This is a genomic window from Affinundibacterium nitidum (assembly GCF_014284155.1).
In the GTDB taxonomy this organism is placed as follows: Bacteria; Pseudomonadota; Gammaproteobacteria; order Burkholderiales; family Burkholderiaceae_D; genus Undibacterium; species Undibacterium nitidum.
Genome location: NZ_JACOFZ010000006.1, coordinates 69,918 through 83,500, shown reverse-complemented (window position 1 = coordinate 83,500; position 13,583 = coordinate 69,918). Strand labels below are relative to the sequence as shown.

13 protein-coding genes and 1 tRNA gene are annotated in these 13,583 nt (G+C 49.1%); 8 read left to right on the top strand and 6 right to left on the bottom strand.

Going from position 1 to position 13,583, the window contains the following annotated elements:
- The gene (locus H8K36_RS14535) at nucleotides 1–594 is read left to right on the top strand and encodes a response regulator transcription factor (RefSeq protein ID WP_186917222.1); all 594 of its coding nucleotides are present in this window, start codon (nucleotides 1–3) and stop codon (nucleotides 592–594) included.
- A gap of 40 nt (nucleotides 595–634) precedes the next feature.
- Here H8K36_RS14535 and queG read toward each other — a convergent pair whose 3' ends face one another.
- On the bottom strand, nucleotides 635–1,756 hold the full coding sequence (gene queG / locus H8K36_RS14530) for a tRNA epoxyqueuosine(34) reductase QueG (RefSeq protein ID WP_186917221.1): 1,122 nt from the start codon (nucleotides 1,754–1,756) through the stop codon (nucleotides 635–637).
- 44 nt (nucleotides 1,757–1,800) lie between these two features.
- On the opposite strand from queG, the gene tsaE reads away from it, so the two are divergent.
- Together tsaE and H8K36_RS14520 are read left to right on the top strand one after the other, a co-directional pair.
- Nucleotides 1,801–2,286 (top strand): tRNA (adenosine(37)-N6)-threonylcarbamoyltransferase complex ATPase subunit type 1 TsaE, encoded by a 486-nt coding sequence (tsaE, locus tag H8K36_RS14525; RefSeq protein ID WP_186917220.1) that lies wholly within the window; start codon nucleotides 1,801–1,803, stop codon nucleotides 2,284–2,286.
- Nucleotides 2,287–2,408: 122 nt separating this feature from the next.
- Complete coding sequence (locus H8K36_RS14520; protein WP_186917219.1) at nucleotides 2,409–3,872, top strand: N-acetylmuramoyl-L-alanine amidase; 1,464 nt, start codon at nucleotides 2,409–2,411, stop codon at nucleotides 3,870–3,872.
- An 8-nt stretch (nucleotides 3,873–3,880) separates the two neighbouring features.
- Here the strand turns inward: H8K36_RS14520 and H8K36_RS14515 are convergent, their stop codons facing one another.
- Entirely contained in the window at nucleotides 3,881–4,216 is a 336-nt protein-coding gene (locus H8K36_RS14515; RefSeq protein WP_186917218.1) for a hypothetical protein, read from the bottom strand.
- A 43-nt stretch (nucleotides 4,217–4,259) separates the two neighbouring features.
- On the bottom strand, nucleotides 4,260–4,910 hold the full coding sequence (locus tag H8K36_RS14510; protein ID WP_186917217.1) for a VTT domain-containing protein: 651 nt from the start codon (nucleotides 4,908–4,910) through the stop codon (nucleotides 4,260–4,262).
- Between the two features lie 114 nt (nucleotides 4,911–5,024).
- Between H8K36_RS14510 and mutL the strand changes: the two genes are divergently transcribed.
- From mutL to H8K36_RS14490, 4 genes are all read left to right on the top strand, one after another.
- Nucleotides 5,025–6,926: a DNA mismatch repair endonuclease MutL gene (mutL, locus tag H8K36_RS14505; protein WP_186917216.1), complete on the top strand. Its 1,902-nt coding sequence runs from the start codon at nucleotides 5,025–5,027 to the stop codon at nucleotides 6,924–6,926.
- A 40-nt stretch (nucleotides 6,927–6,966) separates the two neighbouring features.
- Nucleotides 6,967–7,890, top strand: coding sequence for a tRNA (adenosine(37)-N6)-dimethylallyltransferase MiaA (gene miaA, locus H8K36_RS14500; protein ID WP_186917215.1), 924 nt, complete (start codon nucleotides 6,967–6,969; stop codon nucleotides 7,888–7,890).
- 169 nt (nucleotides 7,891–8,059) lie between these two features.
- A tRNA-Met gene (locus tag H8K36_RS14495) sits at nucleotides 8,060–8,136 on the top strand.
- 322 nt (nucleotides 8,137–8,458) lie between these two features.
- Complete coding sequence (locus tag H8K36_RS14490) at nucleotides 8,459–8,914, top strand: hypothetical protein (RefSeq protein ID WP_186917214.1); 456 nt, start codon at nucleotides 8,459–8,461, stop codon at nucleotides 8,912–8,914.
- Nucleotides 8,915–9,219: 305 nt separating this feature from the next.
- Here H8K36_RS14490 and H8K36_RS14485 read toward each other — a convergent pair whose 3' ends face one another.
- The 3 genes from H8K36_RS14485 to H8K36_RS14475 all read right to left on the bottom strand — a co-directional run bounded on the left by H8K36_RS14485 (nucleotide 9,220) and on the right by H8K36_RS14475 (nucleotide 11,963).
- The gene (locus H8K36_RS14485) at nucleotides 9,220–9,489 is read right to left on the bottom strand and encodes a hypothetical protein (protein WP_186917213.1); all 270 of its coding nucleotides are present in this window, start codon (nucleotides 9,487–9,489) and stop codon (nucleotides 9,220–9,222) included.
- A gap of 258 nt (nucleotides 9,490–9,747) precedes the next feature.
- The gene (locus H8K36_RS14480) at nucleotides 9,748–10,437 is read right to left on the bottom strand and encodes a response regulator (protein ID WP_186917212.1); all 690 of its coding nucleotides are present in this window, start codon (nucleotides 10,435–10,437) and stop codon (nucleotides 9,748–9,750) included.
- Nucleotides 10,434–11,963 (bottom strand): ATP-binding protein, encoded by a 1,530-nt coding sequence (locus tag H8K36_RS14475; protein WP_186917211.1) that lies wholly within the window; start codon nucleotides 11,961–11,963, stop codon nucleotides 10,434–10,436. Before H8K36_RS14475 ends, H8K36_RS14480 begins: the two co-directional genes overlap by 4 nt.
- A 213-nt stretch (nucleotides 11,964–12,176) precedes the next feature.
- Between H8K36_RS14475 and H8K36_RS14470 the strand changes: the two genes are divergently transcribed.
- Entirely contained in the window at nucleotides 12,177–13,571 is a 1,395-nt protein-coding gene (locus H8K36_RS14470) for a cytochrome-c peroxidase (RefSeq protein ID WP_186917210.1), read from the top strand.
- Nucleotides 13,572–13,583: the final 12 nt, after the last annotated feature.

Here is a 13,583-nt window from a genome sequence, read left to right as displayed (position 1 = left end):
ATGCTGTACATCGTCGATGACGAAGAAGTCTTGCGTGACGCCCTACTATGGTTAGCCCAATCACGACAAATTCAAGCAAAGGCTTTTGCTAGTGCTCGCGAGTTTCTCGATCTTGTGCATGCTGGCTTGCCGTTTAGTCGCGATGGAGATTGTTTGTTACTCGATGTGCGTATGCCCGAAATGAACGGTATCGCGCTGTTTGATATCCTCAGTGCGCAGCAACTCACGCAACGTTTGCCCGTCATTTTTTTAACTGGCCATGGCGATGTGCCGATGGCAGTGGATGCCTTGAAACGCGGTGCTTTTGATTTTGTCGAAAAGCCATTCAACGACAACAGTTTGATTGATCGTGTACAAGAAGCGATGCAAGCTTCGATCAAAGCAGGAGCCGCCTTTGATGTGCAAACCCGTTTGCAAAGTTTGTCGCAACGCGAGCGCGAAGTCTTGGATTTGATTTTACAAGGACGTATGAATAAGCAAATCGCCGACGACCTTGGCATTAGTATGCGCACTGTAGAAGTTCATCGTGCGCACATCTTCGACAAAATGCAAATCAAATCTGCGGTTGAACTTGCGGGCTTACTGAAAAATTAGGATCAAGAATCAAAACTTAAACTTAAGCGTCAACGCATTCTTAAGCTCGTGACAGTGCCCATTGCACATGTTCACGCACAATATCTGAAGGATGATCTATACGCGTTTGTAAAGCGGCTATCAACTCTTGCTTAAGCACCTCATTCTCTTTGACAAGCGCTAATGCGTTGCCGATGCCTACTGCCAAATTGCGCAGCCAACGCTCATGACCAATACGACGAATCGCACTGCCTTCCATTTTGCGCAAGAAGGTTTCCTCGTCCCAGCTAAACAAATGCACCATGCGGCTACGATCTAAGCCATAACGCACATCAAAATCATCAACTTCGGCCGCTTGGGCGAATTTATTCCAAGGACAATACAACTGGCAATCATCGCAGCCATACACCCTATTTCCTATCGCCTCCCGAAACTCGATCGGAATGCTGCCATGCAGTTCTATCGTCAAATAAGAAATACAACGACGGGCATCGACTTGATACGGTGCGACGATCGCTTGCGTGGGGCAAACGTCCATGCACTTAGTACATTGCCCGCAATGTTCGGAGGTTGGCGGGTCGACTGGCAAGGGAATATCGACCAAGATCTCGCCCAAAAAAAACAAAGACCCCGCTTCACGCGTCAACAATAAGCTGTGTTTGCCACGCCAGCCTAAGCCTGCTTTTTCGGCGAGTGCGACTTCCATAACGGGTGCAGAATCAGTAAATACGCGATACGAATACGGACCGACCAATGCGGCAATTTGATCGGCCAATTGCTGTAAGCGTTGGCGTAACACTTTGTGATAGTCACGTCCACGCGCATAAATTGAAATCACCGCGGTATCGGCGGCATGCGACTTCTCGGTTTCACGCCAACTCGGTTCGGTTGCCTTAGGTAAGTAATCCATGCGAACAGAAATCACGCGCACGGTGCCTGGCACAAGCTCATCGGGACGATAACGTTTGCTACCATGCGATTCCATATATGCCATTTCGCCATGGTAGCCCGCCTCTATCCACGCATGGTAACGCGCCTCGACGGCACTCAAGTCGACGTCACTGATGCGCACATCGGCAAAGCCTGCGCGCTTGCCGAGCTGCTTGATCTGGCGCACTAAGTCCTGCACATTGTCGGGCGCTAGGGGTGAACCAGTTGGCACTGATTGGACGACATCGCTCATGTTATGTTATGTTTTGCGGCTTAAGCAGCTTATTTGACCGAAGAATGCAACATTATAAGACAAGCCTGATCGACGAAGGCGCCACTCAAGCCTTAGGCAAAAGCCTCGCGCGTTGCCTACAACCCGGATTAGTCATTTACCTTCACGGCGACCTCGGCGCAGGCAAGACTGCCCTCACCCGCGCCATCTTACATGCGGCAGGGCATCAAGGTAACGTCAAGAGCCCAACCTATACCCTCGCTGAGCCTTATCAAGTGCAAATCCATGGCAAGGCATGCAAGATCATGCATTTTGACTTATATCGCATGATTAGCGCCGATGAATTTATCGAAGCAGGCTTTCGAGACGAGTTTAATGCCGACACCATCTGCATTATCGAATGGCCCGAGAAAGCCGACAGTCTCTTGCCAGCAGCCGATTTGGATATCGTGATCGACATTCTCGACGAAGGTCGAGCGGTGGAAATCAAGGCCAACACCACAGCGGGCGAAACGAGCTTAGCTGGCTTGCACTTTGCGCCGAATCTTTAATAAGCGTCTGCGAATCCACGAATTGCGCTACTAGCGCATTGAAGGACATGAAAACGCTATAATGCGCTCAATCGCAGTATCCCTGCACCTTTACTACTCAACGTTTGCCCCAGTATTTGACTATGAAGCACAATAAACCTGTACATCGCCGTACCTTTCTCACCGCAGGTGGTGCCTTATTGCTCTCCGTGATCGCACCTCAAGCTGCGAATGCCATGCAAATTTTGGCGGTACGCGTCTGGCCTGCGGCGGACTACACGCGGGTAACGCTAGAGAATGACGCTGAACTCAAAGCAACACACTTTTTAGTCAAAGATCCAGACCGCTTAGTGGTCGAAATCGAAGGTTTGACTTTGAATGCAACCTTGAAAGAGCTGGTTGCGAAGATTCAAACCAATGACCCCTACATCAAACAAGTGCGTGTCGGGCAAAACCGTCCGAATGTCGTCCGTTTAGTGTTTGATCTCAAGTCCGAAGTTAAACCTCAGGTATTCACCTTAAAACCTGTAGGCAATTACAAACACCGCTTGGTGTTCGACTTGTATCCAGCGGTCGAGATTGATCCTATCACCGCCCTAATTGAAAAAGGCGAATGGGATAAAGACAGCAACGTCACTGCTGCGCCAACGCCGAATCCAACTTCGACACCAGCGAGTGCCTCTACCAACGCCAACAAAGAAGTGGCCAAGACGAACGATAAGCCGGTACTGAAGTCGAGCGACAAACTCGCTGAAAACCCGATCGAAAAAATCGTCGATAAAAAGCCTGAACTTGCCATCGACACCAACAAAGACAAACAGCAAGACAAACACCAAGACAAAGCTAGCGAACTGGCTAAGCAAGGCGAAGAACACAAAAACAAACCTGACAACATGATACGCATGATCACGATCGCACTCGATCCTGGTCATGGCGGAGAAGACCCTGGTGCCTCAGGCCGTGGTGGTAGTCGTGAAAAAGATGTGGTGTTAGCGATCGCTAAACGCCTCAAAAAGAAGATTGAAGACATTCCCAACATGCGCGTGATGTTGACGCGCGATGGTGATTTCTTTGTGCCTCTGCAAACCCGTGTAGCAAAAGCGCGCAGCGTGCAAGCTGATTTGTTCGTATCAATTCATGCAGATGCCTTCGTCGAAACCAGCGCTCGTGGCTCGTCTGTTTTCGTACTCTCGGAAAAAGGTGCCAGCTCAACGGCAGCACGTTGGTTAGCGCAAAAAGAAAACGATGCCGACTTAATCGGTGGCGTCAATATCAATACCCAAGACAAACACTTAGCTAGCGTATTACTCGACCTCTCTACCACGGCGCAGATCAATGACAGCATCAAACTAGGTAAAGTCGTCCTGAAGGAAATCGGTGGCATCAATCGCTTGCACAAAGGCTCGGTCGAACAAGCGGGCTTTGCCGTCTTGAAAGCACCCGATATCCCAAGTATTTTGATTGAAACCGCTTTTATTTCAAACCCTGAAGAAGAAGCGAAACTCACTAACGACGCTTACCAAGATGAATTGGCCGAAGCGATTGTGCGTGGGATCAAGAAGTATTTTGCGAAAAATCCGCCCTTGGCGCGCAATAAGATCGCTTAATTCTCATCTCATTTAGGCACGGCCTCAGAAGGCGAATCACAAGCCGTATCCGCTGCAATCCAACGCCGAATCCATCGTTGGAATCGCGCCTCTAAGGAGCGAGGGAGGTAAGGAAGGTAATGGGACGCGTGCAATAACATTCCACAACGATATTGCTTCAGGTCTGCATGCCATTCTAAGGCACGACAACTGCCGCGCCACTGCCACAGGAACACACGAGAAACTGGGCAGGTTTCAGCGGCACAACACACACCGCAGCCATTGCATGCCTCACCCAGTGAGGGTTTTGCCGGGGCATCGACTTGCAACCAAATCACATCGGACAAATCTCTCTGTGTTTGCATATGTCGACGGCCCCGTCTTTGTTTCTTTCAATGCTTCGGTAAATTACTTCGCCTTACCAAACATCGATTTTCCGAATTTCCAAGCCAGTCCAAGGACGACTGGCACTACCGCGGCACCAACACCAACCAAGACGATGACATTGAGGTTGTCTTTAACAATGGGAATATTGCCAAAGAAATAGCCACTGACGACAAGCGAGATTATCCACAAGAATGCACCAAGCACGTTATAGAACTGGAAGCTACGATGACTCATTTCGGAAAAGCCCGCTACGAACGGTGCGAAAGTACGAACCAAAGGAATAAAACGCGCCAACACGACCGTTTTACCGCCGTGTTTTTCATAAAAATCGTGGGTTTTTTGCAAAGCGACTTTGTCAATCCAACGGTAATCACGTTCCATTACCTTATGTCCTACCATACTGCCTATCCAGTAATTAACGGAGTTGCCGGAGATGGAAGCAAAAATGAGGAGCGCCACCAAAATCCAAGGATTCATGGCACCAGTTGCGCAGAAGGTGCCGGCAATGAAGAGCAGTGAATCGCCAGGCAAGAAGGGGAAAATCACGAAGGCTGTTTCACAAAACACAATGGCGAACAGCACGGCATAGACTAACGTACCATATTGCTCAATCCAGATACCTAAAGACTTATCAACATGCAAAACCATGTCGAGCAACTGCATCAAATCCATATGACTCCTAATCGTTTTGGCGGGTAGTGTCAGTGCTCACTGCAAGACGTAAAAGTGCAGCACATGCTCACAGCGCGACATCATACACTAAGAGTTCGCAGGTATAATCATGGCATGACAGCTAATACTTCAAATCCTACCGAAGGGTACCGCCCGATACAGGCACTACCCGATCATTTGATCTCCCAAATCGCTGCGGGCGAAGTGGTTGAGCGCCCTTCCGCAGTAGTAAAAGAGCTACTCGAAAATGCATTAGATGCAGGTTCTAGCAGCATCACGATTCGGCTCGAAGAAGGCGGCGTTAAGCGCATCGCTATCATCGATAATGGCCGCGGCATTCCGCCTGATCAATTGCCTTTAGCTCTGCAGCGCCATGCAACCTCCAAAATTGCAACGCTGGAAGAACTTGAGAACGTAGCGACCTTAGGCTTCCGAGGTGAAGCTTTAGCATCAATTTCATCGGTGGCGGTGTTGACCGTGACCACCCGCACGGCAGATGCGCCCCACGCTTGGCAAATCGAAAATGGCAAGATCACGCCCGCCTCTGGTGGCCAAGGTACGACGGTCGATGTACAAGATTTGTACTACAACACACCGGCTCGACGTAAATTCTTGAAGTCAGAACAAACAGAATTTGGACATTGCGCTGAAGTCGTTCGACGTATCGCCTTAGCAAGACCTGACGTATCGTTTTCGCTATCTCACAATGGCAAAACGGTTGATCATTGGAATGTCAGCGCCTTCGATAAACGCAGTGCCAGCATTCTAGGTGATGCGTTCTCTAGTGCGAGATTGGCGATTGATGAAAGCGCCGGGCCGCTACGCCTGCACGGCTTTATCGGCCTTCCTACTGCATCTAAAGGTCGGGCTGATGCGCAATACTTTTATGTGAACGGCCGTTTTGTGCGCGATAAGTTGTTGACGCATGCCGTACGCGCTGCGTATCAAGATGTCTTGCATGGTGACCGCTATCCTTCTTACGTTATCGCTCTAGATCTTGACCCAGCCTTAGTCGATGTCAATGTACACCCTTCTAAAATTGAAGTGCGTTTCCGTGACAGTCGCTCGGTACATCAATTTGTATTTCATGCGATCAACCGCGCCTTAGCACAGACGTCGGCCACTGCTTTCGGCACGGTGCCGGGCCCTGCCACTGCCATCATTGGCGACAGCAATTTGAATGAATCTGGCACCAGCCGTGGTCGTTTGCCTTGGATAGGCGGCGAACAAACAAGCTTCTCTGCCCAATTTGCGACACCAGTTTCAGGCAGTAGTTTGGATCAACGCAGTGCCAGTGGCATCGACTACAGCTTCATGCAACAGCGTGCGCAAGCAGCTGGCGTAGCGCAATCAACTGACAGTTATGGCGCTCTTTTTGCAAGCGCGGGCAACACCAACACGAGCTTTAAAGAATCTGCCCTTCCCAACGACGACCATCCACTTGGCTTCGCATTAGCTCAACTGCACGGTATTTATGTTCTTGCTCAAAATAGCAAAGGCTTAGTACTGGTCGACATGCATGCTGCCCATGAACGCATCCTATATGAAGACTTGAAGAATGCGCTCGACGAAGACAATATGCCAGTGCAGTCTTTGCTGATTCCGATCACCTTTCACGCTGATGGCGTTGAAGTCGGCACCGCAGAAGAAAATCAAGATATTTTAAAATCGCTCGGTTTTGACATCGCTGCGATTTCACCAACGACCTTGGCTGTGCGCGCCGTTCCCGCCTTGCTCAAAAACGCCGACGCGCAATCTTTGGCACGTGACGTTTTGCGCGAAGTACGCGAATTCGGTGGCTCGCGAGTGTTGATTGATCGACGCAATGAATTACTTGGCACCCTCGCTTGCCATACGGCGGTGCGCGCCAACCGTAGTTTGACCATAGTCGAGATGAACGCCCTACTGCGCCAGATGGAAATTACTGAGCGCTCTGACCAATGTAATCATGGACGTCCAACTTGGGTGCAACTGGGCTTAAACGATTTAGATAAGATGTTTATGCGAGGCCAATAGCCATTCGCTGACATCTCGATATCGTCAACTTTTCAATTTTATGCAAGAACAAAAAGTCATCGCCATCATGGGTCCAACCGCTTCTGGTAAAACAGCAGCGGCGCTGGCGATCGCGCGCGAAGTGCCTGCGGAAATCATCTCGGTCGATTCAGCCTTAGTCTATCGCGACATGAATATCGGTACCGCCAAGCCCAATTCTGAAGAACTCGCGGCTGCCCCACACCACTTGATCGACATTATCGACCCGAGTGAAGCCTATTCCGTCGCTCAGTTTTTGAACGATAGCGCGCGTCTGGTGAAAGAAATCCGTGCACGTGGCAAGCTACCGATTTTGGTCGGCGGCACCATGATGTATTACAAGGCACTCATGAATGGCATCGATGACCTACCACCGGCCGACGCAGCGATACGCGCGCAACTCGACGCCGATATGGCGCTCATCGGCGCGCCTGGCTTACACGCCAGACTAGGTGAAGTTGACCCTGTCACGGCCGCTCGTTTGCAGCCCAATGATAGTCAACGCATTCAACGTGCTTTAGAAATCTATATGCTGACAGGTAAAGCGATGTCGTCGCTAATCGCCCAGCAACCGCGCGCGGCCATGCCGTTCGAAATGATTTCCTTATCGCTAGAGCCAAGTGACCGTAGCGTCTTACACGAGCGCATCGCCAAACGATTCGACATTATGTTGGAACAAGGCTTTCTCGACGAGGTACATCAACTCAAACAAAGGCCCGACCTTCATCCAGAGTTACCTTCCATTCGCTGCGTAGGCTATCGCCAAGCATGGGATTACCTTGAAGGCAGCATCAATTACGAAGAGATGCGCGAACGCGGCATCATCGCTACCCGCCAACTCGCCAAACGTCAATTAACTTGGCTTCGCTCCATCCCTGAACGTATCGTGATCGACTGCAATAGCAGTAATGCAACCGAACAAATTTTGCAGTACGGATTAACTTAATAGCAATTTCCACGCTATTGAATTTTCTATCGATCTTTTCGGGCGAGAAGAAATAAGTGTAAAAGTAAGCGAAACTAAGCGAAGTTAAAGGCTTTTACCGAAGCAACAATCTATTTTCACCAACTTCCTTGACGCATGTAGACTTCACTGGCATAATCTTGGGCTTCTTGGTGATATAGCTCAGTTGGTTAGAGCACAGCACTCATAATGCTGGGGTCGGTGGTTCAAGTCCACCTATCACCACCAGAACACAAAGCCCTGTTAGCAATAACAGGGCTTTTTTGTTTTCTTAAATTCAAAATTTATGAAGGCCGATCAGCAGGCGGTACGGGATCGTTTTGCATCGATTTTTTGATGTTATTGGACTCACATTAATCCTATAATGTCTCACCACACTTCATAACATTTCACCTTTCATCAAATGATCACGATTGCTGACTTGGCTGATGATCTCTCTCGGTCGTTGAAGTCCACTTTGCATCCCAATGAACAACTTCTATGGATTGGGCAACCCAACATCGATGTGTGGATGAAAAGAACGCGCGGCTTTTCGTTAGTCATAAGCCTCATGGCCATAATCGCAATCTTTATGGTTGTGCAGGGCCTCGATTTCGAACCGCTACAGAGTACAGCCATCGCATGGGGCTCTGCATTCATCATTATTTCAGTGGCGATTGCATTACTTGATCGTCGATTTCGACGCCAGCATCTGAATAGCCACCTCAATAAAATAGTGTACGCACTAACAGATCAACGAGCGCTTTGCATCCATGCCAACCAAATAACGTCCAATACGTCCTTTGCACTCAGAGAACTACAAATTGTCGAAAAACGTTACAACAAAGATGGAAGTGGGGATCTGATTTTCAAAAAAGAGACTGCCATTGACGATGAAAACGATACTCAGATCATCGAACATGGTTTTATAGGGATAGTGAAACTTGATGAGGTCGAAAAACTGATTCGAGGATCTAAAGCGGAGTTCTTGTTGAGCGCTCACGACCCTCAATCTACTTCGATCTGAAGTGATACATAGTCGCACTATGCTAAATATTGCTAGAGAATTTGAAGAGTGCCTTGAGGACCACGCCGGTCAACTCTTGTTCGTTTTACGCAAACGCTAAACTCATCTACGTTAAAACATTTTGCGTTTTTGCAGCCAGAATCGGCACTCAAATTCTGCTGTGTAGTCAACCGCGATACTTCTTCGGTCACCCCTAAAACGCGCTTCTAATTGTTTTACTACTTCATGTACTACTGAGCTGCCTACTTCAGCACATCCTCTTTAGGTCTAAAGTTCAAGATCCTAGTTCGGTGTGGAATGTCAATTTACTCTGCTGCCATTTGCATTTTTTGTGCTGGTGTCAAACGTTTGGCGTGAATCTCAACGACTTGCACGGCAGATTGAGACATTTCAGCATCGTAAGCTTGTTTCTCTGCATCGCTCATACGATTCGCTTTCACTGTCACTGTTTGAGTTGGTGTCGCAGTAGCGCTAACTTCTGTCGTTGCTGTCACACCGACGATGCCTACGAAAAGTAAAGAGCTCAAGCAAGCAGAAGCTGCTGAAACGATGGCTGTAGCGGTAATTGTTTTCATGATGTTCTCCTAAATTAATACATTAAATGGGTTGGTGTTTCGCTTTATTTCTGTATCGAATTCGTGTTTCGATGGCTGTACTGTATATAAGCCCGATGTCAAGTTCTAGGCGCATGCGACGAACTGACGAAAGTCTGGAATAAACCACCCAAAAAGCGCACCAAACGGAGAGGACGTAGAAGAGACATGAATCAAAAGTGGAGAAAAGCGATGCCCACCGGCAAGGAAAAATGCATTTAAACCATCAAATTTATCAACTTATTCTTGCGGTAAAGCGAAGCGATAGCCAACGCCATACACAGACTGCAAGCGTTGCGATAAATCACTGATAGCATCGACCTTTTTACGTAGATTCTTGATATGGGCGTCGATGGTGCGGTCACTACTGTCGCGATTATCGTCACTCGCAACATCGAGTAATTGTTGGCGGCTGTACACGCGCCCCGGGTGCAACAGCAATTCAGCCAAGATACGATATTCAACAGGAGTAAGGTTGAGAGTCTTCCCTTGCATACTAATACTCATATTGGTCTGATTGACGACATAAGGCCAGACCTCAGACACCTCATTATTACTTGCGAACTGACTGCGTCTGAGTTGGGCCTTTACCCTCGCCACGACTTCGCGCGGACTAAACGGCTTACACACATAATCATCCGCCCCTGCGTCGAGCCCGTCCAATTTATCTTCTTCTTCCACCATCGCCGTGAGCATGATGACCGGTACGGCGCTGAATTCTCGCAAGCGTTGACATAAGCTGACACCGTCGAGGCCAGGCAGCATACGATCGAGCAGCACTACATCGAAGTTTTGTGTACGCAGGGCTTCAAACGCCTGTAAGCCGTCCACAAAGTGTGTCGTGCGATAGGTATTAGCATGCAGGTAATCGATCAAAACACTGGCGATTTTGATGTCGTCTTCGATCACACAAATGCTTGCCCCGTTCATGCTTGCACTCCCTCATGGTTACTTGCCCCTTTACGACGCGCATCGTCCAATGGCAAGAGGATCTCAACTTTGACTCCTCCAAGCGAAGATGGGCCTGCAGAAATTTCGCCGCGATGCGCCTGCACTAACAAGCGACATATTGACAAACCAAGTCCACTGCCACCTTTCGCTCTCGAACGTGCTTGATCTTCGCGGTGCAGGCGTTCAAATAATTGTTCATATCCTCCGTCCCGCAAACCCGGAGCACTATCTTCAATTGTAAGTCGGATCATGCCCGGTGCACTTTGCGCACGGATGACAACTTTGCCACTAGCATCGGTATAGCGCAGACTATTCTCCAGAAGATTTTCAATCACTTGAGTGAGGCGACTCGCATCGGCCAAAATGTATATTGGCGCTGAGGGCAAATCTAGTTTCAGTACCAAATCCATCTCTTGCATGCGTGCTTCGAAGCGTGCCGCGATCTGGCTTAGCAACTCAAGTACATCAACCATCTCAAACTGAAAACGTAAATCGCCACTATCTGCCAACGCTAACTGATGTAAGTCCTCAACCAGCTTATTGAGGTGTTTAATCTCCGCCTCCAAGGATTGCATTGATTCCAAATTGAGCGGGCGTACACCATCAATGACTGCTTCGACCTCCGCACGCATCACTGTGAGCGGCGTGCGCAATTCATGCGAAAGATCTGCCATGATTTTTCGACGCTTCTTCTCATTCGATTCCAAGCTACCAGCCATACGATTGATATACGACGCCAAACCACCGAGTTCATCTTGACTCTTAATGTCGACGCGAGCATCAAGTCGACCCTGCGCAATTTGCTGAGTCACTCTACGTAAACCCGCGATCGGTTTCACCAAATGCTGCCCCAACCAAACGCTAACCAAGGTGGCGACAGACAATACTCCTAGCGCAAAAAACAAGATGTGTTTGATTTGACTTCGAACAAATTCGAGCGTCGTTTTTTCTAAGTTAAACTCAGGGATGGGCGCAATCATGGTACCGACACGCTGACCATCGACTTCAATCGGCGCCTGCAGACTTTGGGCACCCGCACGCAAAGGGCCGAAGACTGGCTCATCTTCTGCATCAAGCAAACTTAAACGCGGACCAAGTTCCATTCCTGGTGGCCCTAAGGGGCCTGGCGCCTGTCCAATTCTAGGGCCAGGGCCTTCGCGCAAAGGCGGGCGCCCGCGCTCTGGACGTGGGCGCTCAGCATTCGCATCGGCATCGTCTTCGTTCGGGTCGCCCCGATCCAATGCCCGATTCAAGATAGGACGCACCACGCGGGGATTGTGTCGCAAGTCCGCAAAGCTTTGATGTGCGCGATAGTAACCACCAAAGGCCGTAGCGACTTTTATTAATTCTTGTTGCTGCTTTTGTTTGAGATAATCATTGAAGCCCGATTGCAAGCTTCGTGCGCTTAACCATGCCAAACCACTCACACTCACCAATAAGATGAGGATCACGGACAATGAGATTTTTTTGGCTATAGTGAGTGGAAACACGTTAGCGGCTTTCATTTGATATTCGATTGGGACAATAGATTTTGCATTGTGGCTAACAACTATGAAGGAATCATGAATATCCGACAAAAAATTCTGAAAGAATTGAGCAAGCTTCATTCAAACAGGTGTCGTCCTTCATTTTTCCTTCACAATCTATCTCTAGCATGAACTCAAGCTCACAACCGGCAGCGCATTTCATAAGCGCGACCGACCAACCAGGAGAGTATCATGCCATTTTTTACATCTTATCAATCACCGCAACCAAAGTTGAGGAGCATGTCTGCCCTCTTATTACTATGCAGTGCTGCGTTAAGCTTACAAGCACTTGCTCAGGCGCCGCGTGGGCCACAAGTTCCACCTTTGCCTACGACACCGGTCCCTACAACGCCTGTGCCGACCAATACCAATCCTATTCCGCAAGTCCCTGTAGCACAGACACGCCTCGAGACTTTAGGGCAAATGATCTTCACAGATCGCAATCTCTCTGTCCCAGCAGGAACAGCCTGTGTTAGTTGCCATACCGCTGGTACTGGCTTTGCTAGTAATCATGGTTCGCGCAGCGGTGTACCTCAAGGCAGTATCGCAGGAGTATTAGGCTTGCGCAATGCGATGAGCAACGCATACAACAGCTTCGTGCCGCCCTTCTCATTCCAGAATCGGCCTCAAGGAGTAGTCGCCATCGGTGGTCATTTTTGGGATGGCCGCGCAGATACCCTAGCCTTGCAAGCCCTCGGTCCATTTTTAGCGGCTGCAGAAATGAATAATCCAAATGCCGAGTCTGTTGTTCAAAAAGTCGCAGCTGCGCCATATGCAGCCATCATGCGTGCGGAATTTGGGGACGATATTTTTAGCAATCCTAACTTAGCATTTCAAAAGCTCGGGGTGGCAATCGCCGCCTATGAGAATACGCCAGGTTTCCAGTCTTTTAGTTCAAAATATGACGCCTTTGTTCAAGGTAAAACGACGCTCGCGGCAAATGAAATACGCGGCATGAATCTGTTCATGGATACACGACGGGCCAATTGCGTTTCCTGCCATGCCATGAACCCAAATTCGAAAGATCCGAAAGATAATTTGTTTTCGCAATTTACTTATTTCGCATTAGGTGTGCCGCGCAACCCTGCAATTCCACAAAACGCCAACCCAAGTTTCTTTGATCTAGGTATCTGCGGCCCCGCGCGAAGCAAACCCGCCCTCACCGCCAACGTACCCGACACCACATCGATAGAAGACTTCTGCGGTAAATTCAGAATGCCTAGCTTGCGCAATGTCGCGCTGCGCGAAGCGTTCATGCATAACGGTGCATTTAAAAATTTGAGCGATGTGATCGCCTTTTACGCAACGCGCAATGCCGATCCTCGTCGTTGGTATGGCCCAGCAGGTGTTCCCAATGATTTGCCAACCGCTTATCTGAAGAATATTGTGAACGACCGCCCGCCATTTAATCGCCCTGCAAACGCCGGACCAGTATTCACTGCGGCGGAAGGAGATGACATCCTTGCCTTCTTGCGTACTTTAACTGACGGCTACACCACCACCGCTGCAACGACTACAGTAGCAGTGCCACCTACCATCAATACACCACCTAGCAACCCACGTGGCAATCCTTTTGGTCGTCAATAAAAAAAGGGCATC